Genomic DNA, 18,499 nt, shown 5'->3' on the forward strand with positions numbered 1-18,499 from the left:
CCCGCCTTTTCGGGATCATGCTCAAAAACCTATGCCGCCCGGACGGTTTCCGGACTCGCCTGCTTGCCGAGATCGGTGCGGATGGTGGGCCCCGCGGCGCGGATCTTTTCGCGCAGCCGCACCGGCTCGACCAAACCATCGACTATCACGACGTCGATCAGGTTGACGTCGACCACCTCATTGTTGGCGGCGGCCGCGGCGCCGATCGCTTCGAGCCGATCCTCCGCCGCCTTGTCATGCGCGATATCGGCATGACCGACGGTTTCCGCCCAGCCGCCATCGGCGTGCCAGACGGCGATGCCATCCGAGAGCCTGTTCGCGGTCAGAACCTTCATTGCCCAACTCCTTCGGCGACGGCTGAAGCCGCGCCCTCATGCTTATGTGCCGCGAGCGGCTCGGATTGTTCAAAATTGGCGCCGGCGACCGCATCGCCGATGATCGTCATCACCGGACCGGTAAGGTCGGCGCGAGCCTCCAGCGACGGCAGGTCTGCGAGCGTCCCGTGGAAACGGCGGCGGTTGCCGAGGCTGGCATTCTCGACGACGGCGACGGCAGTGTCCGGCGACAGCCCCGCTTCGATCAGCCGGCCGGCGACTTCGGCAGCGACCGAACGGCCCATATAGACGGCAACGGTCGCGCCCGAGATGGCGAGCTTTGCCCAGTCGGGCAGCGAGTTGCCCTTGAGATCGTGCCCGGTGGTGAACACCATCGAGGACGAGACACCGCGCAGCGTCAGCGGCAGTTCGAAATCGGCGGCGGCGGCAAAGGCGGCGGTGACGCCAGGCACCACCTCATAGGCGATCCCGGCCTCGCGCAGTGCCGCCATCTCTTCGCCCGCCCGGCCGAACACCAGCGGATCGCCGGACTTCAGCCGCACCACGCGCTTGCCGGCGCTGCCGAGCTCGATGAGCAGCGCGTTGATTTCTTCCTGGCTCTTGGAATGGCAGCCCTTGCGCTTGCCGACCGGCAGGCGCTCGGCATCGCGGCGGCCCATCGCCACAATCGCTTCCGGCACCAGTGCATCGTATACGATCGCATCGGCTTCCATCAGCAGGCGGTGTGCGCGCAACGTCAAAAGGTCCTCCGCGCCCGGACCGGCGCCGACCAGCGCGATGTGCCCCTCGGCCGGAGCGCTCGAAGCCAAAAGGTCGAGCGCTGCACCACGCGCCTCGGCGAGCTCCCCGGCTTCAATTGCCCTGGCCGGCGCACCGGCGAAGAAATCGTTCCAGAACCGCCGGCGGCGATTGCCCCTCGGCAGCTTTTCGGCGGCAGCACGAAACGACGCGGCAAGTGCCGCCAGCCGGCCGAGCGACGGCGACAGCATGCGGTCGATGCGGCTGCGCAGCATCTGTGCCAGCACCGGTCCGGCGCCCTCGGTGCCGATGGCGATGGCGACAGGCGCGCGGTTGACCAGCGCAGGCGTGAAGAAATCGCAAAGCTCCGGCCGGTCGACGGCGTTGACCGGGATGCTCAGGCGGCGTGCGTCCTCGACCACGCAACGGTCAAGCGCCTCATCGCCGCTGGCCGCGAACACCAGGGCGGCACCTTGGAGATGAGCGGCCTCGTAGGCCGCCTTGATGTGAACGGCGCCCGTCGAGGCGATGAAGTCCAGCAGGCCGCCACCGGCATTGTCGGCAACGATGCGCAGCATCGCGCTCGACTGCGAAAGCAGCCGCGCCTTGGCAAGCGCCTCCTCGCCATTGCCGACGATGGCTACGGCTTCGCCGTCGACCCGCATGAAGACGGGAAAGGCATTGAGCTTGGCATTGGCTGGCGACATGGCGATCAGCAATATTGGAACAGTTTGGCAGTTTTACGCGGCCACGCCAAAAACCAGAAGGCAAGCACTCGCGCGCCGTCGAACAGCAGGCAATCGCTTTTTCGCAACCGCGAAGGACAAGGGAAAAAAATTCTACTTTGAGAATGAGGCGGCCAGCATCGCATTAGAAACCGCCTTGATCCGGCGTAATTTTTACCGCCGCGCAAGGAAAGCAGCAAAATAGTTTTTTCTAAATTCTACTAAGTTAGTAGATTAAAGCCGACCGTGGCGGTTCGGCGCCCGGCCCTGGCTGCCGGGAGCGATCGAGACGTCACCGCCGATCGGAACAATCATGCTTCGCGGCTCGTTTGGCTAGCAGTCCATTCTGTCGATCCTAAGCTCGACCGATCGGCAATCATGCAAGCAAGGAGGAACGCCATGAGCATCAGGCTGAAACACGGATTGTGGGTCGTCGTGGCCGACGGCGAGAAGGCGCTCTTCCTGCGCAACCAGGGCGACAGCAAGTTCCCGAACCTGGAAGTGGTGCACGAGATGGAGCAGGAGAATCCTCCCACACGCGAGCAAGGCACGGACAAACCGGGCCGGTACGCGGAAGGGCCACGCAGCGCCGTTGAAGACACCGATTGGCACCGTCTCGGCAAGGAGCGCTTCGCCGTCGACATCGCCGATCGGCTTTACAAGCTCGCGCATAGCGGCGAGTTCGACGCGGTCGTGCTGATCGCGCCGCCGCAGGTGCTTGGCGAGATGCGCCAGAAACTGCACAAGGAAGTCGGCGAGAAAGTGCAGGCGGAAATCCCGAAGACGCTCACCAACCACACGATTTCGGATATCGAGAATCTGCTGCAGGCGGCATAAGCGGGCAAAAACTTAGCGGCTTCGAGGCCGGATTGCGGCTCGACGCCGCCTCTTTGGCGGCGCAGCGCCGATTTTCCGCGCCGCGCCCGCCGTTCGGCGTCGATTTCTGCGCCGCGACGGTTGCATCATCACCGCCCCCTCCACCATATTGCCAAAGGCGACAGCCTTGGCGGGCGCCCATCAGACATCGCAATTTTCGAAAGGCGCTCCATAGACAATGCCGCATGACACGCCCCTTATCGCCACCATCGCCGCCGGTCTGGGGCTGGCTTTCATCTTCGGGGCTTTAGCCAACCGTTTCCGCATCCCGCCGCTTGTCGGCTATCTTGTCGCCGGCGTCCTGGTCGGGCCGAACACACCGGGCTTCGTCGCCGACGCCAGCCTTGCCACCGAACTCGCGGAAATCGGCGTCATCCTGCTGATGTTTGGCGTCGGCCTGCATTTTTCGCTGAAGGATCTTCTGTCCGTCCGCGCCATCGCCGTGCCGGGCGCCATCGTCCAGATGGGCGTTGCGACCCTGCTCGGCGTGGGGCTTGCCTGGCTGCTCGGCTGGTCGCTGGGTGCCGGCCTGGTCTTCGGCCTCGCGCTCTCGGTCGCCTCGACCGTGGTGCTTTTGCGCGCCCTGCAGGAGCGGCGGCTGATCGAAACCGAACGCGGCCGCATCGCCGTCGGCTGGCTGATCGTCGAGGATCTCGCCATGGTGATGGCGCTGGTGCTTTTGCCGGCGCTCGCCGGCGTGCTCGGCGGCCAGACGCCGGTCGCGGACCATGCGAGCCTGCTCTCGCTGCCCGCCAGCTACGGCATATGGGGCGTGGTCGGCATCACGCTGGCCAAGGTCGCGGCTTTCGTCGTCGTCATGCTGGTGGTCGGCCGCAGGGTCATTCCATGGATCCTGCATTACGTCGCCCATACCGGCTCCCGGGAACTGTTCCGGCTCTCGGTACTTGCCATCGCGCTCGGCGTCGCCTTCGGCGCGGCAAAGCTGTTCGGCGTCTCGCTGGCGCTCGGCGCGTTCTTCGCCGGCATGATCATGAGCGAGTCTGAGCTCAGCCACCGCGCGGCGGAAGAATCGCTGCCGCTGCGCGACGCCTTCTCGGTGCTGTTTTTCGTCTCGGTCGGCATGCTGTTCGACCCGTTCAGCCTCATCAGCAACGGCCTGCCGATCCTCGCCACCTTAGCCATCATCGTCATCGGCAAGTCGATCGCGGCTTTCGTCATCGTGATCGCCTTCCGCTATCCGATTGTGACCGCGCTGATGATTTCGGCGAGCCTTGCCCAGATCGGCGAATTCTCCTTCATCCTGGCCGAGCTTGGCGTCGGCCTGAAATTGTTGCCTGAGCAGGGCCGCGACCTGATCCTCGCAGGCGCCATCCTGTCGATCCTGCTCAATCCGCTGATATTCCTGATGGTCGACTGGATGAAGCCGTGGCTCGAGAAGCGCGCAGGCAAACCTGCCGCGCCCGAGGAGACCAGGCCTGTCGGCCCGGCGACCGAGCCCGGCCGGGTCGCTTCGGTCCAGGCAGTTCAGGGTGGGGAAGATGGCCCGCCGCCAAAGACAACGCTTGCCGGCCATTCCATCCTGATCGGCTATGGCCGCGTCGGCAGCCTCGTGGGCGTCGCGCTGAAGGAGGCCGCCCTGCCCTTCCTGGTCATCGAGGATGCCGACAAGACGCTGGCGAAGCTGAAGGCCGACGGCGTCGAAACCGTCGCCGGCAACGCCGCCAACGTGGACGTCTTCTCAGCCGCCAATCCGGAAGGCGCCAAGCGCCTGATCCTCGCCATCCCCAACGCCTTCGAGGCCGGCCAGATCGTGCTTCGCGCCCGCGCCGCCAATCCGGTGATCAACGTCATTGCCCGCGCCCATTCCGACGCCGAGGTCGAGCACCTGAAGGGACTGGGTGCCGACACCGTGATCATGGGCGAACGCGAGATCGCGCGAGGGATCTTGGAGGCGGTGACCGGCAAAACCGACGATTCGACCGGCCCCGCCGGGGAGATCATTCCGCAGCCCGCCTGATGCATTAGTGCATGTCGCCCAGAAGCGGTTCTGAGACAAAATCTAAAGCGCGTCGGCTGACGCGTTAGGCCATGAAAGCGGAACCACCGTGCTGCGTGATGTCGCTGAGGTATTTCGCCGGTGGCTTGCCCAGCGCCTTCTTGAACATGGTGATGAAGGCGGTGACGGATTCATAGCCGAGGCCGCCCGACACCTGCTGCACGCTGGCACCGGAAGACAGTTCCCGCAGAGCCACGATCAGATGCAGCTGCTGGCGCCAGCGCCCGAACGTCAACCCGGTCTCCTTGACCACAAGGCGCGCCAGGCTGCTCTCGCTGAGCGCGACATGGTCAGCCCATTGCGCCAAGGTGCGTCGGTCAGCTGGATCCTCGGCCAAGGTTTCGGCGATCCGGCGTAGCCGCGGCTCGGCCGAGATCGGCAGGTGCAATTGCTGAACCGGCATAAGCGGCAGTTCGGCGAGCAGGACCTTTCCCAGGAAATCGCACCGCGTATCGTCCGGCGCGCAGTCCGACAGTTCGATAATCAGCTCGCGCAGCAGTGGTGAGATCGAAAGCGTGCAGCACCGATCCGGCAGGTCGGCGGCGCCCGGCTCGACGTAGATGAAGAAAATCCGCGCATTGGCCGTCGCGATATTGCTGTGTCGCATGCCGCCGGGAATCCACACGCCGCAATGCGGCGGCACCATCCACAGGCCACCGGGAACGCGGCAGGTGACCCCGCCGCCGAGCGCGAAGACGAGTTGTGCCTTGCGATGCCAATGCTCGGGCACCTCGGCCCTGGTCTCGGTCACGTCGACGCGAACGGCGATCGCCGGCGAGAGCACGTCATCGACATCGAAGTCCAACCAGGGCCAGCGGAGCGGTTGTCTCATGATTGACTGCTTTTAGCGACTAAATGCCATGATAGCTAAATTCTTCGAACGGAGAAGTCGATAGACTCCGATTTGCGTATGACGAGCAGCAGTTCGTTGGCGCCGTGCAAACCAGCAAGAAGGTCCGACCCCATGCTCGCCCTGGTCACGTCTCCCGACAGCGCCGCCGGCCTGAGGCTCGCAGAGTTCGAGGAACCTCGGCCCGCGGCGAATGAGGCGCTTGTCTCGGTCCACGCAACCTCGTTGAACCGCGGCGAGCTGCGCCTGCTCGCCATCCGTCCGAACGGTTTTGTGCCCGGCCAGGACGTCGCAGGAATTGTCGAGCGCGCAGCGGCCGACGGCTCCGGCCCGGCCGCGGGCACACGCATTGCGGCTTTGATCGATCAGGCCGGCTGGGCCGAACGTGTCGCCATTCCGACCGACCGTCTTGCCGTCCTGCCCGATGGCGTCGGCTTCACCTCCGCCGCCACGCTTCCCGTGGCTGGCACGACCGCGCTGAGGACATTGCGCCATGGCGGCGACCTCGCCGGTCAGCGGGTCCTGATCACCGGAGCAAGCGGCGCGGTCGGTCGGTTCCAGGTCCAGATCGCCCGTGGACATGGAGGGTTGGTGACCGCGGTCGCCGCCTCCCGGCATAGCGAGGATCTCCGTGGGTTAGGAGCCGAACAGGTAGTCGAGTCGATCGAGCTGGCCGAGGGGCCGTTTTCGCTGATCACCGAGTCGGTCGGCGGCAAAAGCCTCGCCGACGCGATCGAACGCGTCGCGCCTGGCGGAACCATCGTCATGTTCGGTTCGAGCAGTGGCGAACTGACCCCAGTCGGATTCCGTCAGTTCGTTCCGGGTCACGAGGGCGCGAGGCTTCAGACCTTCGCCTATTACACGTCCGGTTCAGCCATTGGTGCCGACATCGCCTCGCTGCTCGCGCTGGTCGCGGCCGGCCGGCTGGAAAGCCGTGTCGCCTTGACCATGCCGTGGACGGAAATCGCCCAGGGCCTGGAGGCGCTGCGACAGCGCAGCATCAGCGGCAAGGCCGTTCTCACCATAACCGTATGAGAAATGCTCGGACCTGGATCGGCAGCTTAATGCATGTCGCCCAGACGTGTGCGCGGTTCTGGGACAACGACATGCATCAAGACAAAGACCTAAAGCGCGTCGCCTGAATCCGTTTCAGCGCGATGCGCTTTAGACGTGCTGGCCGCCATTGATGTGGATTTCCGAGCCGGTCACGTAGGACGACTGGCCGGAGCACAGGAAATAGATGATATCGGCGACTTCCGACGTGGCGCCCAGCCTTCTCAGCGGGATCGTCTCGACGATCTTGTCGGTGCCCGGCGAAAGGATCGCGGTGTCGATCTCGCCCGGCGCGATCGCGTTGACGCGGATGCCGTGCGGGCCGAAGTCATGCGCCATCTCGCGCGTCAGCGAGCCGAGCGCGGCCTTGGATGTCGCATAGGCCGTGCCGGCGAACGGATGCACGCGGGTGCCGGCGATCGAGGTGACGTTGACGATCGACCCCTTGGCGGCGGCGAGTTCCTTGAACAGCCCCCGTGCCAGCATGATCGGCGCGAAGAAATTGACCTGGAACACATCGCGCCAGACATGCATCGGCGTGTCGATGGAGTTCATCCGGCTGCCGTCTTTCAGCTTTGGCGAGATGCCGGCATTGTTGACCAGCGCATTCAATTGGCCGCCATGCTCCTCAAGCCGGTGACGGATTTCCGAAACGGCGATGCCGACATCCTCCTGGTCGGCGAGATCGACCTTGATATGGTCCTCAGGCCCGGCCGGCCAAGGGCAATCCTCGGCGAAAGCCTGGCGCGAGCAGGTGATGACCCGCCAGCCCTCGCGCGAAAAGCGCTTCACGGTCGCATGGCCGATGCCGCGGCTGGCGCCGGTAAGCACGATGGTTCTTCTGCTGTCGGTCTCGGCCATGGCTTTGATCTCCGGCCGGACATGTAGCCGAAGCCGGCCGTGGTGGCGAGAGGCGAGTTAGCCTCCGCCCAGAATGCTGAGGATCGAGGTCTGGCGCTTTTTGGTCGGACCGCCGACATTGCCGGGTGGCACCGGATGCTTGATCGAGCCGGTCTCTCCGCTGTCGCCAGGCATGTCGAAGCCGCCGCCGGCATCGACGGTTTCGGCCGGTCGTGTGGTCCGCACCTGGCGTGCGGGTGCCGGCGCCTGCGCGACCGGCGCCGACTGGCCGACGGCTGCGGGCGGCGCTGGCGGCGGCTGCGAGGCGTCCGCCGACGGGATCTCGTCCGGCACGATCGTATCGGACGGCGTCGACTTCCAGGTGCCGGGCAGCGGCCTGACCGGAACGCCTTCATGCGCGGCCACCATGAACTCATGCCAGGCCTGCGCCGGCAACGCGCCGCCGGTAACTTTCTTCATCGCGCTGCCGTCGTCATTACCGAACCACACGCCCGTCGTGAGATTGGCGGTGTAGCCGACGAACCAGGCGTCGCGCGAGTTCTGGCTGGTGCCGGTCTTGCCGGCCGAGGGCCAGTTGAACGCCGCCTTCTTGGCGGTGCCGACCTCGACCGTGCCCGTCATCATCGAATTCATCATGCCGACGATGTCGGCCTTGATGACGCGCGGCGCGCTGCCGCCATTATTCTCGTAGAGCACCTTGCCGGCGGCCGTGGTGATGCGCTGGATGAAGTGGATATCCGGCTTGTAGCCGCCATTGGCGAACGGCACATAGGCGGAGGTCAATTCCAGCGGCGTCACTTCCGATGTGCCGAGCGCGATCGAGGTGTTGGCCTGCAGGTCCGACTGGATACCCATGCGATGCGCGGCTTCGACCACGGCGTCGGGTCCGACCTCCATGGTAAGCTGTGCCGCCACCGAGTTGAGCGACTTGGCCAGCGCCGTCGCCAGCGTGACCTTGCCGTAATATTTGCCGCCGTAATTGTCGGGCGTCCATTTGCCTATCTTGATCGGCGCGTCGTTGCGTATGCTGTCGGGCGTGCGGCCGGCCTCGAGCGCCGCCATGTAGACGAAGGGCTTGAAGGCGGAACCGGGCTGCCGGCGCGCTTCCGAGGCCCGGTCGAACTGGCTGGTCGAATAATCATAGCCGCCCACCATGGCGCGCACGGCGCCGGAATCGTCGATCGACACCAGCGCCCCTTGCGTGACGTTGAGCTTCTTGCCGCTCTCGTCGATCAGCCGGCGGATCGACTGTTCGGCAAGCTTCTGCAGGTTCAGGTCCACGGTGGTGTTGATGACGATGTCGCCGCGCAGGTCGCCGACAAGGTCGGGAAGTTCGTCCATCACCGTATCGGCGACATAGTTCTCCGAGCCGGTCCAGTAGGAGGGCGCGCGCGTCGCCGGCGCGCTCAGCGCCACCTTGTATTCCTTGTCGCTGATCTTGCCTTCCTCGCGCATGGCCGCGAGCACGAGCTGCGCCCGTTCCTCGGCGGCCTTCGGGTCGCGCGCCGGCGAAAGCTTGGACGGCGCCTTGAGCAGGCCCGCCAGCAATGCGGCCTCCGAAAGGCTCACGTCGCGCGCGCTCTTGCCGAAATAGCGCCGCGACGCCGCTTCCACGCCATAGGCGCCCGAGCCGAAATAAACCCGGTTCAGATACATTTCGAGGATCTGGTCCTTGGTGTGCTTGTGCTCCAGCCATAACGCCAGGAGCACCTCCTGCACCTTGCGCTCCAGCGTGCGGTCCGGCGTCAGGAACAGGTTCTTCGCCAGCTGCTGCGTCAGCGTCGAGCCGCCCTGCGAGAAATGGCGCCCAAGCAGGTTGGTCACCATGGCGCGCGACAGGCCGATCGGGTCGATGCCGAAATGCGAATAGAAGCGGCGATCCTCGATGGCGACGACGGCCTCGGGGATATAAGGCGACATTTCATGCAGGCCGACGGCCTCGCCGCCCGACATGCCGCGATTGGCGATCAGCCCGCCATCGACCGAGACGATCTTGATATTGGGCGCGCGGTCGGGGATCGACCATGTCGTCGCCGCCGGCATCTTGGCGCCGTAATAGACGACGATGCCGGCCACCGCGATGCCACCCCAGATGCAGAGCACGAAGCACCAGTAGACCAGGCGGGTGGCAATGCCGAGCAGCCCGCGCCGGTTGCGATCGCGGCCGCGACCGCGTGATTTCGCCTTGGCGGACTTGCCTTTTGCAGCGGATTTGCGGGTGCGCGGCACGACGCGATCTTCCTCGCTCACCGAAAAGCCATCGGAGGGTTTCGCGCGCGGCGAGCCCTCGAAGCTTGGTTCGATGCGACTGTCTCTGCGGTTCGCCATGCGCTCTTGCTTGCCTGCCCCGGTGCCGATGGCGTTCGGGTTTAAGAGTAGATGCGGCGGTTTAAGGGCGGGTTAAGTGCGGAAAAATCGATGTGATTGAAAATCAAATGCTTGACGATCGCACGCGGCCGATTTCACGGTCGCATCGTGGTGACCTCAATTCTGCTGGATCGAAATACCCTTGTCGTCGATCTTGAGCTCAACACCTTTTGGCTTGGTCTGCTCGCGATAGACGTAGATGCCGAGCGTGATGACCACCACGACCAGCGCCCCGATGATGAGATAGAGCGTGTTCTGCCTCATTGCGTCCCCTCGTTTCGGTCGAGACCCGCTTTGGAGCTTGCAGGCCGCGGGCGCCTACTGGTCGTCGTCATCGGATGCCGGACGCCAGCTCGTCGGATCGACTTTCTTCTGCGTATCGCTGTCGGTGTAGACCCACCAGCCGCCGTCGCGATATTGCCCGACGGATTCGTTGACGACACCGTCGCCGTCCTTCCACATGATCGTGACTTTGGAGCCGTCCTTGGGCGCGCTCGTGATCGGTTTGCGTTCTGCCATCTCACTCCCTCCCCAATCCTACGCCTCATCGGGCTGGCGGAAACGTCCCGCGCGGCTCCGGGTTCCGTCAGCTATGCGCGAAGATATCTTCCTCCGCCCAGCCCATCAGGTCCAGCTTGGCGCGCGTCGGCAGGAAACGGAAGCAGGCGTCCGCCTCCTTGGTGCGGTTTTCGCGCGCCAGGCGCGCCGCAAGCACCTCGCGCAAGCGGTGCAGATAAAGCACGTCGGAGGCGGCATATTCGAGCTGTTCGGGCGACAGCGTTTCGGCTGCCCAGTCCGAGGATTGCTGCGCTTTGGACAGGCCGATACCGAGCAGTTCGTTGCAGAGGTCCTTCAGCCCGTGGCGGTCGGTGTAGGTGCGGGTGAGCCGCGAGGCGATCTTGGTGCAGAACACCGGCTCCGCCATCACGCCGAAGGCGTGGTAGAGCACGGCGACGTCGAACCGGCCGTAGTGAAACAGCTTGGTGACATTGTTGTTTCTCAAGAGGCTGACGAGATTCGGCGCCTCCTTCTGGCCCGGCGCGATCTGGATGACGTCGGCGCTGCCGTCGCCGGGCGAGATCTGCACCACGCAGAGCCGGTCGCGATGCGGGTTCAAGCCCAGCGTTTCGGTGTCGATGGCCACCGCCCCGACATTATAGAGGGACAGGTCAGGCAGATCGTTTTTGTGGAAACGGATATCGGTCATTCTCTTCTCCGGGTCGCACCTGCGGCGCCGCGCATCCTCGCGATGCGCAAAGGACGCCGCAGCACTCGCGCTAAAGCGCGTCGCGCTGAACCGGATTCAGGCGACGCGCCTTAAGTCTTTGTTTTGATGCAAGTCGTTGTCCCAGAACCGCTGCACACTTCTGGGCGACATGCATTAGCTAATTCGTCCTCGCCGCGATCCGGAGAAAAATCAACAGAAAGTTGAATCTCACTTCTTTCGTGATTTTCGTCTCAGCGGGTCAGCGCATCGAGAATGCGCGCCCAGGACCGCTGCCCCTTGTGGAAGGAGGACAGCTCGTATTTCTCGTTCGGCGAATGGATGCGGTCGTCGTCGAGGCCGAAGCCGACCAGCAGCGATTCCATGCCGAGATAGGTCTGGAAATCGCCGACCACGGGGATAGAGCCGCCGCCGCCGGTAGTGACCGCCTGCTTGTCCCATTCGTCGGACAGTGCGTCTTTCGCCTTGGTCAGGAACGGCGAGTCGTAGGAAAGCTGAATCGCCGGCGAACCGCCATGCGGGTGGAATTCGACCGAGCAGTCGCCGGGAATGCGTTCGCGCACGAAGGCCTGGAAGGCGGCGCGGATCTTCTTCGGATCCTGCTTGTGGACGAGCCGGAACGACACTTTCGCCGACGCTTCCGCCGCGATCACCGTCTTGAACCCCTTGCCGGTATAGCCGCCGATGATGCCGTTGAATTCCGCCGTCGGCCGCGCCCAGGTGAGCTCGAGCAGCGAGCGCCCCTTTTCGCCGGCCGGAATGGAGAGGCCGACCGGTCCGAGGAAGGTTTCAGCGGTCTCGCCGAGCCCTTCCCAGGACTTCAGCACCTGCGAAGGCGTCTCCTCGACGCCGTCATAGAAGCCCGGAATGGTGACGTGGCCATCCTTGTCGTGGACATCGGCCAGGACCTTGGCCAGGATGCGGATCGGATTGGCGGCTGGGCCGCCATAGAGGCCCGAATGCAGGTCGCGGTTGGCCGCCTTGACGGTGACCTCCTCGCCGACCATGCCGCGCAGCGACACGCAGATCGACGGCGTCTCGCGGTTCCACATGCTGGTGTCGCAGACCAAAGCGAAATCCGCCTTCAGCTCGGCGGCGTTCGCTTCCAGGAACGGCTTCAGCGACGGCGAACCGGATTCCTCCTCGCCTTCGAACAGGATGGTGACGCGGCATGGCAGATTGCCATGCACCTGCTTCCATGCGCGGCATGCCTCGACGAAGGTCATCAACTGTCCCTTGTCGTCGGCCGAGCCGCGGCCGGTGATCACCTTGCGGCCGGGCTCGATCTCCTTGATCGACGGCGCGAACGGATCGGTTTCCCACAATTCGATCGGATCGACCGGCTGGACGTCGTAATGGCCGTAGAACAGCACATGCGGCGCGCCCGCCGGTCCCTCGTGATGCGCCACCACCATCGGATGTCCGGGCGTGTCGCGCACGCCGGCGTCGAAGCCGATCAGCTTGAGCTCGGCGACCAGCCATTCGGCCCCCTTGCGGCAGTCGGCGGCAAAGGCCGGATCGGTGGAGATCGACTTGATGCCAAGCAGGCCGAACAGCCGCTCCAGGCTCTGGTCGAAATTCTGGTCGAGACGGTCGAGGACGGGGGAAATTCTGGACATCATGGGCCTTTCGATTTTCAGGCCGACCCTAAAGGTCCGGACCGGAAACGAAAAGCCGCGATCGTTAGACCAAGCGCGGGAATGCTACCGGAAGATAAAAGAAGACCGCCGTGGTGGAGGGGGAACCACGGCGGTCTCTACTCGAAACGATGCGGCAGCCCGGAGAGGGGGGATAGGCTGCCGCAGGTTGCCCGGGATAGGCGGGGGACGGGCCTTACTCCGGACTTCGGCGAAAACTGCCGATGAGGTGTATTTGGGTCTGTGAACATGGCGATTCAAGGGCACGAAAATTACACTTTTGTAACGTAGCTGTGATCGCCCAAAAGCCGGCGGTCAGCTTCTGTCAGGGTGTTGCCGGAGCAGCGTGGTTTGTTAAGCCTTTGGCATGGACCGCGAAGCCCGGCCGCGCTATCCCTGCCGGCATGAAAAAAGGCGATCACCTCTTCCTCGTCGATGGTTCCGGCTACATTTTCCGCGCCTACCACGCTCTGCCGCCGCTCAACCGCAAATCCGACGGTCTGCCGACCAGTGCAGTGCTCGGCTTCTGCAACATGGTTTGGAAGCTGGTGCAGGATGCGCGCAACACCAATGTAGGCGTCGTGCCGACGCATTTCGCCGTCATCTTCGACTATTCCTCGAAAACCTTCCGCAGCGATCTCTACCCCGAATACAAGGCGAACCGCTCAGCGCCGCCGGAGGACCTGATCCCGCAATTCGGGCTGATCCGCCAGGCGACGGTGGCCTTCAACCTGCCCTGCATCGAGGTGGAGGGTTTCGAGGCCGACGACATCATTGCCACCTATTGCCGACAGGCCTGCGAGGTCGGCGCCGATACCACCATCGTCTCCTCCGACAAGGACCTGATGCAACTGGTCGGCCCGACGGTCGGCATGTACGACCCGATGAAGGACCGCCAGATCGGTATTCCCGAGGTGATCGAGAAATGGGGCGTGCCGCCCGAAAAGATGATCGACCTACAGGCGCTGACCGGCGACTCGGTCGACAACGTTCCAGGCGTGCCCGGCATCGGCCCGAAAACCGCCGCTCAGCTCCTGGAACAGTTCGGCGACCTCGACGGGCTGTTGGCGCGCGCCGGCGAGATCAAGCAGGACAAGCGGCGCGAGACCATCATCGCCAATGCCGACAAGGCGCGTATTTCGCGCGAGCTGGTAACGCTGAAAAACGACGTGCCGCTGAAGGAGGGGTTGGACGACCTCGTCCTGCATGAGCCGGATGGGCCGAAGCTGATCGGCTTCCTGAAGACGATGGAATTCACCACGCTGACCCGACGTGTCGCCGAGGCGACCGCGACCGAGATCGGCGACGTCCAGGCTTCCGCCGTCACCGTCGAACGGGCCGATGCCGCGCATGGCCCCGATGTCGGCGCCGGCGCGCCGCCGTCGCAGAGGCCGGCCGCGCCCACGCAAAACGACGCGGCGAAGCCAGCCACAAGAGGCGAGGACGCTCCGCCGCAGGGCGACACCCCTTCCCTGCTCTCTGCGCTGCGGCTGGAACAGGCGGCGGCGCGCAAGATCGACCCTTCGGCCTATAGCGCCATTCGCGATGCGGCGGCGCTCAAGGCCTGGATTGCCCAAGCCCGCGAAGCCGGCATTCTCGCCCTCGACGCCGAGACCACTTCGTCCGACCCGATGCAGGCCGATCTCATCGGCCTCTCCATGGCGATCACGCCCGGCCGCGCCATCTATGTGCCGTTCGCCCACACGAGCGGCAATGGCGACCTGCTCGGTGGCGGCCTGCTGGAGAACCAGATGCCGGTCCGCGAGGCGCTGGCGCTGCTCAAGCCGCTGCTCGAGGACCGGTCGGTCCTGAAAATCGTCCAGGACATGAAATACGACATCGTCGTGATGAGCCGGCACGGCATCGATGTCGCGCCGTTCGACGACACGATGTTGATTTCCTACGTGCTGGACGCAGGCACCTCAGGCGGTCACGACCTCGCCTCGCTGTCGGAGAAGTGGCTCGGCCACGCGCCGGCCGCGAAAAAGGAACTCGCAGGTTCGGGCAAGAACGCCATCGGCTTCGACCAGGTCGATATCGAGCGCGCGACGCGATACGCTGCAGAACAGGCTGACATTGCGCTGCAGCTCTGGCAGGTGCTGAAGCCGAGGCTCGCCGCCAAGGGCCTGGTTTCCGTCTACGAACGGCTGGAAAGGCCGCTGGTGCCTGTGCTTGCACGGATGGAGCAGCGCGGCATTTCGGTCGATCGCCAGATCCTGTCGCGGCTGTCGGGCGAATTGGCGCAGGGAGCGGCCCGCGTCGAGGAAGAGATCTACGGGATTGTCGGTGAGCGCATCAATATCGGCTCGCCGAAGCAGCTCGGCGACATCCTGTTCGGCAAGATGGGCCTGCCGGGCGGTTCGAAGACCAAGACCGGCCAATGGTCGACCTCGGCGCAGCTTCTGGAAGACCTTGCAGCCGAAGGCCACGAGCTGCCGCGCAAGATCGTCGACTGGCGCCAGCTCACCAAGCTGAAATCGACCTATACCGATGCGCTGCCCGGCTTCATCAACCCCGGCACCAACCGCGTTCATACCTCATATGCGCTCGCCGCGACGACGACCGGGCGGCTGTCGTCCTCCGATCCCAATCTGCAGAACATCCCGGTGCGCACGGCCGAAGGCCGCAAGATCAGGACCGCCTTCATCGCCGAAAAGGGCCACAAGCTGGTCTCGGCCGATTACAGCCAGATCGAATTGCGCGTGCTTGCCCATGTCGCCGAGATCCCGCAGCTCAAGCAGGCCTTCGCCGACGGCGCCGACATCCATGCCATCACCGCGTCGGAAATGTTCAACGTGCCGGTCGAGGGCATGCCTTCGGAAGTGCGCCGGCGTGCCAAGGCGATCAATTTCGGCATCATCTACGGCATCTCGGCCTTCGGCCTCGCCAACCAGCTGTCGATCCCGCGCGACGAGGCCAGCGCCTACATCAAACGCTATTTCGAGCGCTTCCCGGGCATCCGCGACTATATCGAGGAGACCAAGGCCTATGCGCGCGAATACGGCTTCGTCGAAACCATTTTCGGCCGCCGCATCCACTATCCGGAGATAAGGGCATCCAACCCATCGGTCCGCGCCTTCAACGAGCGCGCCTCGATCAACGCAAGGCTGCAGGGCACCGCGGCCGACATCATCCGCCGCGCAATGGTGCATATGGAAGAAGCGCTGGACAAGGCAAAGCTATCCGCCCGCATGCTGCTGCAGGTGCATGACGAACTGATCTTCGAAACGGTGGAAGCGGAGGTCGAGGCGACGATCCCGGTGGTGCGGAGCGTGATGGAAAACGCGCCGATGCCGGCGGTCTCGATGTCGGTGCCGCTGCATGTCGACGCGCGGGCCGCCAACAACTGGGACGAGGCGCATTAGACCTGTCTTAGCTTCAGCTTCGAGCTATTCTTCCCAAAAAACACGCCAATTCGAATTATATGGATTTGCCCTCGAAGTTCCCATAAGGTTATTTCCTATATATGAAAGATCAATTCTGATCTGTAATAACCTTCATCGTCAATAGATCTGGAAATTCTCCGATCTCAAATTCATAGACATCGTCAGAATTCAGTGACTTTAAAGTCTCGCGCACCAAAAACGTCATAACCTGATATTCCACACCTCAAATGGGTGACGGGTTATCCCGTTAGCTCCGGAACCCCAATATTTTGTAGTTTACAGTCAGGCCTAGGCCGTTGCGGACATGCACTGGAGTATCCGAGTCGCGGAGGAGGGGGCACTTCGCGCTAGGGCGGGGACGTTAACGCTTTTTAAGATACGGCCATGTCACCACCGATTTCCGAGCGGAGGGCCGTGCAATGGCGCTGAGGATGGAGGGGCAGCCTCTCCTTTTGCAACTGGCTGTGTGGGCTTGCGTCGTCGTGTACGTCGTAAGCTTCCTTACGGTGCTCTACTCCATCTTCATCGTACTCTGGAGGACCAACGGACTTGTCGATCGGGCAGAAGATCGGGAACTTGGTTGGGGAGAACGGCAGGGGCGCAAGTTCAGCCGTGTCAGCAGGTTTCTTGTCGCTGACGAGTTCAGATCAGTGCGCATGTTAGCTTTCGGCGCGTGCGCAGGCGCAGCCATGTCCTTTGGGCTTCTCGTGTTGCTGGTCGTGTCGTTCGGGGAGCAGATGCCCAAGTAGGCTGTCACGATGCGAGGACCTACGGCTAGAGGGATAACCCATCATAACCCATAATGGGCAACGGCTCGACCCGAGTTTCAGGCCGCTTCCGCCCGACATTTGGCGCAAACCCCGCGAAATTCGATCACCGCTTTCTTCGCGGCAAAGCCCGTCGAGCGCACCCATTCGTCCAGCCGATGGTCGACATCGTGGTCGGACATCTCGGTGACCTGGCCGCAATTGTCGCAGATGGCGAAGGCGGTCATCGAATGGCTGTGGTCATGCGGCTCGGCGCAGGCGACGAAGGAGTTGAGGCTTTCCAGCCTATGCACGAAGCCCGACTTCACCAGCGTGTCGAGCGCGCGATAGACCTGCAGCGGCGCGCGGAAACCACGCTCGCGCAACTGGTCGAGCAGCGTATAGGCGCTGAGCGGCCCGCTGGACGCCTCGAGCTTCTCGAGCACGCAGAGCTGGTTCTTGGTCAGCGCATCTCTTGCAGTCATCTTGTTGGTCCGATCGACGCTCGCACGCGACCGCGCATGCGAAGGACTTTAATTTCCCCTGAGATAGCGACGAACGAGTGATTTTGCCACTGTTTCCGGAGCGCGTCGCCCTTGGCGCGCGGTGGATGGCAATGGTTCGCCGGCTCATCGCTACTTGCGCGGCGGCCCCTTGCGCTCGGCGGAAGCGGCCCACAGGTTGATGTCGGACTCGCGCGCGTAGCTGTCGATCTCGGCAAGCTCGGCATCGCTGAAGTCGAGCGCCTTGAGCGCGCCGACGCAATCCTCGACCTGTTCCGGCCGGCTGGCGCCGATCAGCGCCGTGGTCACGCGGCCTTTGCGCAGCACCCAGGCCAGCGCCATCTGCGCCAGCGTCTGCCCACGCCGGCCGGCGATGGCGTCGAGCGCCTTGATGTTGGCGATCGATTTGTCGTTGATGAAAGCCGGACGCAGCGACTTGCCTTGGGATGCGCGGCTGCCCTCCGGAATGCCGCCGAGATATTTGTCGGTGAGCATGCCTTGCGCCAGTGGCGAGAACACGATCGAGCCGATGCCCAGTCCCTCCAGCGTGTCGAGCAGCCCGTCTTCCTCGACCCAGCGGTTGAGCATCGAATAACTCGGCTGGTGGATAAGGCAGGGCGTGCCGAGCCGCCTCAATATGTCCGCCGCCTCGCGCGTGCGCTGCGAATTGTAGGAAGAAATGCCGGCATAAAGCGCCTTGCCCGAGCGCACGGCGTGGTCGAGCGCGCCCATCGTCTCTTCCAGCGGCGTCTCGGGGTCGAAGCGGTGCGAATAGAAGATGTCGACATAGTCGAGCCCCATCCGCTTCAGGCTTTGGTCGAGGCTCGCCAGCACATATTTGCGGCTGCCCCATTCGCCATAGGGGCCGGCCCACATCTCGTAGCCCGCCTTGGTCGAGATGATCATCTCGTCGCGATAGGCGGCGAAATCGGTGCGCATGATCTCGCCGAACGCGGTCTCGGCCGAGCCGGGCGGCGGGCCGTAATTGTTGGCGAGGTCGAAATGCGTGATGCCGAGGTCGAAGGCCTTGCGCACGATCGCCTGCTTGGTCTTGTGGGGCGTGTCGTTGCCGAAATTGTGCCACAGCCCGAGCGAGATTGCCGGCAGCTTCAGGCCGGACCGTCCGCAACGGTTATAGATCATTTTCTCGTAGCGGTTCTCGGCAGCGACATAGGGCATG

At 63.8% G+C, this 18,499-nt stretch carries 16 protein-coding genes; 5 read left to right on the top strand and 11 right to left on the bottom strand.

What is annotated here, in order from left to right; genetic code table 11:
* Positions 1-29: 29 nt before the first annotated feature.
* Both RFM98_RS18660 and cysG read right to left on the bottom strand, forming a co-directional pair.
* A complete protein-coding gene (locus tag RFM98_RS18660) occupies positions 30-335 on the bottom strand; it encodes a DUF2849 domain-containing protein (RefSeq protein WP_320310253.1) in 306 nt (101 codons plus the stop codon).
* Entirely contained in the window at positions 332-1,780 is a 1,449-nt protein-coding gene (gene cysG / locus RFM98_RS18665) for a siroheme synthase CysG (protein WP_320310254.1), read from the bottom strand. The genes RFM98_RS18660 and cysG overlap by 4 nt, the downstream gene beginning before the upstream one ends.
* Between cysG and RFM98_RS18670 the strand changes: the two genes are divergently transcribed.
* The 3 genes from RFM98_RS18670 to RFM98_RS18680 all read left to right on the top strand — a co-directional run bounded on the left by RFM98_RS18670 (position 1,779) and on the right by RFM98_RS18680 (position 4,652).
* Entirely contained in the window at positions 1,779-2,003 is a 225-nt protein-coding gene (locus RFM98_RS18670; protein ID WP_320310255.1) for a hypothetical protein, read from the top strand. The two genes, cysG and RFM98_RS18670, sit on opposite strands and share 2 nt — an antisense overlap.
* 194 nt (positions 2,004-2,197) lie before the next feature.
* A complete protein-coding gene (locus tag RFM98_RS18675; RefSeq protein WP_320310256.1) occupies positions 2,198-2,635 on the top strand; it encodes a baeRF12 domain-containing protein in 438 nt (145 codons plus the stop codon).
* Positions 2,636-2,852: 217 nt separating this feature from the next.
* Entirely contained in the window at positions 2,853-4,652 is a 1,800-nt protein-coding gene (locus tag RFM98_RS18680; protein ID WP_320310257.1) for a cation:proton antiporter domain-containing protein, read from the top strand.
* Between the two features lie 64 nt (positions 4,653-4,716).
* Here RFM98_RS18680 and RFM98_RS18685 read toward each other — a convergent pair whose 3' ends face one another.
* Positions 4,717-5,523 (bottom strand): AraC family transcriptional regulator, encoded by an 807-nt coding sequence (locus RFM98_RS18685; protein ID WP_320310258.1) that lies wholly within the window; start codon positions 5,521-5,523, stop codon positions 4,717-4,719.
* 132 nt (positions 5,524-5,655) lie between these two features.
* On the opposite strand from RFM98_RS18685, the gene RFM98_RS18690 reads away from it, so the two are divergent.
* A complete protein-coding gene (locus tag RFM98_RS18690) occupies positions 5,656-6,576 on the top strand; it encodes a zinc-binding dehydrogenase (RefSeq protein ID WP_320310259.1) in 921 nt (306 codons plus the stop codon).
* Between the two features lie 129 nt (positions 6,577-6,705).
* On the opposite strand, the gene RFM98_RS18695 is transcribed toward RFM98_RS18690, so the two are convergent.
* The 6 genes from RFM98_RS18695 to RFM98_RS18720 all read right to left on the bottom strand — a co-directional run bounded on the left by RFM98_RS18695 (position 6,706) and on the right by RFM98_RS18720 (position 12,666).
* Complete coding sequence (locus tag RFM98_RS18695; RefSeq protein WP_320310260.1) at positions 6,706-7,455, bottom strand: SDR family NAD(P)-dependent oxidoreductase; 750 nt, start codon at positions 7,453-7,455, stop codon at positions 6,706-6,708.
* A gap of 57 nt (positions 7,456-7,512) precedes the next feature.
* On the bottom strand, positions 7,513-9,783 hold the full coding sequence (locus RFM98_RS18700) for a transglycosylase domain-containing protein (RefSeq protein WP_320310261.1): 2,271 nt from the start codon (positions 9,781-9,783) through the stop codon (positions 7,513-7,515).
* 156 nt (positions 9,784-9,939) lie between these two features.
* The gene (locus RFM98_RS18705) at positions 9,940-10,086 is read right to left on the bottom strand and encodes a hypothetical protein (protein WP_320310262.1); all 147 of its coding nucleotides are present in this window, start codon (positions 10,084-10,086) and stop codon (positions 9,940-9,942) included.
* Between the two features lie 54 nt (positions 10,087-10,140).
* A complete protein-coding gene (locus tag RFM98_RS18710; RefSeq protein ID WP_320215418.1) occupies positions 10,141-10,341 on the bottom strand; it encodes a hypothetical protein in 201 nt (66 codons plus the stop codon).
* Positions 10,342-10,408: 67 nt separating this feature from the next.
* On the bottom strand, positions 10,409-11,029 hold the full coding sequence (locus RFM98_RS18715) for a ribonuclease D (RefSeq protein ID WP_320310263.1): 621 nt from the start codon (positions 11,027-11,029) through the stop codon (positions 10,409-10,411).
* 251 nt (positions 11,030-11,280) lie between these two features.
* Positions 11,281-12,666, bottom strand: a complete 1,386-nt coding sequence (locus tag RFM98_RS18720; RefSeq protein ID WP_320310426.1) for a M20/M25/M40 family metallo-hydrolase — start codon at positions 12,664-12,666, stop codon at positions 11,281-11,283.
* A gap of 422 nt (positions 12,667-13,088) precedes the next feature.
* Here RFM98_RS18720 and polA point away from each other — a divergent pair, with 422 nt between their 5' ends.
* Entirely contained in the window at positions 13,089-16,049 is a 2,961-nt protein-coding gene (polA, locus tag RFM98_RS18725; RefSeq protein ID WP_320310264.1) for a DNA polymerase I, read from the top strand.
* A gap of 847 nt (positions 16,050-16,896) precedes the next feature.
* On the opposite strand, the gene RFM98_RS18730 is transcribed toward polA, so the two are convergent.
* Positions 16,897-17,301 carry a Fur family transcriptional regulator gene (locus RFM98_RS18730; protein ID WP_041003614.1) on the bottom strand — a complete coding sequence of 135 codons (405 nt, stop codon included), beginning with the start codon at positions 17,299-17,301 and terminating at the stop codon, positions 16,897-16,899.
* 150 nt (positions 17,302-17,451) lie between these two features.
* On the bottom strand, positions 17,452-18,498 hold the full coding sequence (mgrA, locus tag RFM98_RS18735) for an L-glyceraldehyde 3-phosphate reductase (protein ID WP_320310265.1): 1,047 nt from the start codon (positions 18,496-18,498) through the stop codon (positions 17,452-17,454).
* Between the last annotated feature and the right edge of the window lies 1 nt (position 18,499).

The sequence above is a fragment of the Mesorhizobium australafricanum genome (genome assembly GCF_033977265.1).
GTDB lineage: Bacteria > Pseudomonadota > Alphaproteobacteria > Rhizobiales > Rhizobiaceae > Mesorhizobium > Mesorhizobium australafricanum.

Bases quoted from the DNA above. Each gene is read 5' to 3' on its own strand.
- RFM98_RS18660 (WP_320310253.1), bottom strand. From the start codon at position 335: ATGAAGGTTCTGACCGCGAACAGGCTCTCGGATGGCATCGCCGTCTGG.
- RFM98_RS18670 (WP_320310255.1), top strand. From the start codon at position 1,779: ATGGCGATCAGCAATATTGGAACAGTTTGGCAGTTTTACGCGGCCACG.
- cysG (WP_320310254.1), bottom strand. From the start codon at position 1,780: ATGTCGCCAGCCAATGCCAAGCTCAATGCCTTTCCCGTCTTCATGCGG.
- RFM98_RS18675 (WP_320310256.1), top strand. From the start codon at position 2,198: ATGAGCATCAGGCTGAAACACGGATTGTGGGTCGTCGTGGCCGACGGC.
- RFM98_RS18680 (WP_320310257.1), top strand. From the start codon at position 2,853: ATGCCGCATGACACGCCCCTTATCGCCACCATCGCCGCCGGTCTGGGG.
- RFM98_RS18685 (WP_320310258.1), bottom strand. From the start codon at position 5,523: ATGAGACAACCGCTCCGCTGGCCCTGGTTGGACTTCGATGTCGATGAC.
- RFM98_RS18690 (WP_320310259.1), top strand. From the start codon at position 5,656: ATGCTCGCCCTGGTCACGTCTCCCGACAGCGCCGCCGGCCTGAGGCTC.
- RFM98_RS18695 (WP_320310260.1), bottom strand. From the start codon at position 7,455: ATGGCCGAGACCGACAGCAGAAGAACCATCGTGCTTACCGGCGCCAGC.
- RFM98_RS18700 (WP_320310261.1), bottom strand. From the start codon at position 9,783: ATGGCGAACCGCAGAGACAGTCGCATCGAACCAAGCTTCGAGGGCTCG.
- RFM98_RS18705 (WP_320310262.1), bottom strand. From the start codon at position 10,086: ATGAGGCAGAACACGCTCTATCTCATCATCGGGGCGCTGGTCGTGGTG.
- RFM98_RS18710 (WP_320215418.1), bottom strand. From the start codon at position 10,341: ATGGCAGAACGCAAACCGATCACGAGCGCGCCCAAGGACGGCTCCAAA.
- RFM98_RS18715 (WP_320310263.1), bottom strand. From the start codon at position 11,029: ATGACCGATATCCGTTTCCACAAAAACGATCTGCCTGACCTGTCCCTC.
- RFM98_RS18720 (WP_320310426.1), bottom strand. From the start codon at position 12,666: ATGTCCAGAATTTCCCCCGTCCTCGACCGTCTCGACCAGAATTTCGAC.
- polA (WP_320310264.1), top strand. From the start codon at position 13,089: ATGAAAAAAGGCGATCACCTCTTCCTCGTCGATGGTTCCGGCTACATT.
- RFM98_RS18730 (WP_041003614.1), bottom strand. From the start codon at position 17,301: ATGACTGCAAGAGATGCGCTGACCAAGAACCAGCTCTGCGTGCTCGAG.
- mgrA (WP_320310265.1), bottom strand. From the start codon at position 18,498: ATGCCCTATGTCGCTGCCGAGAACCGCTACGAGAAAATGATCTATAAC.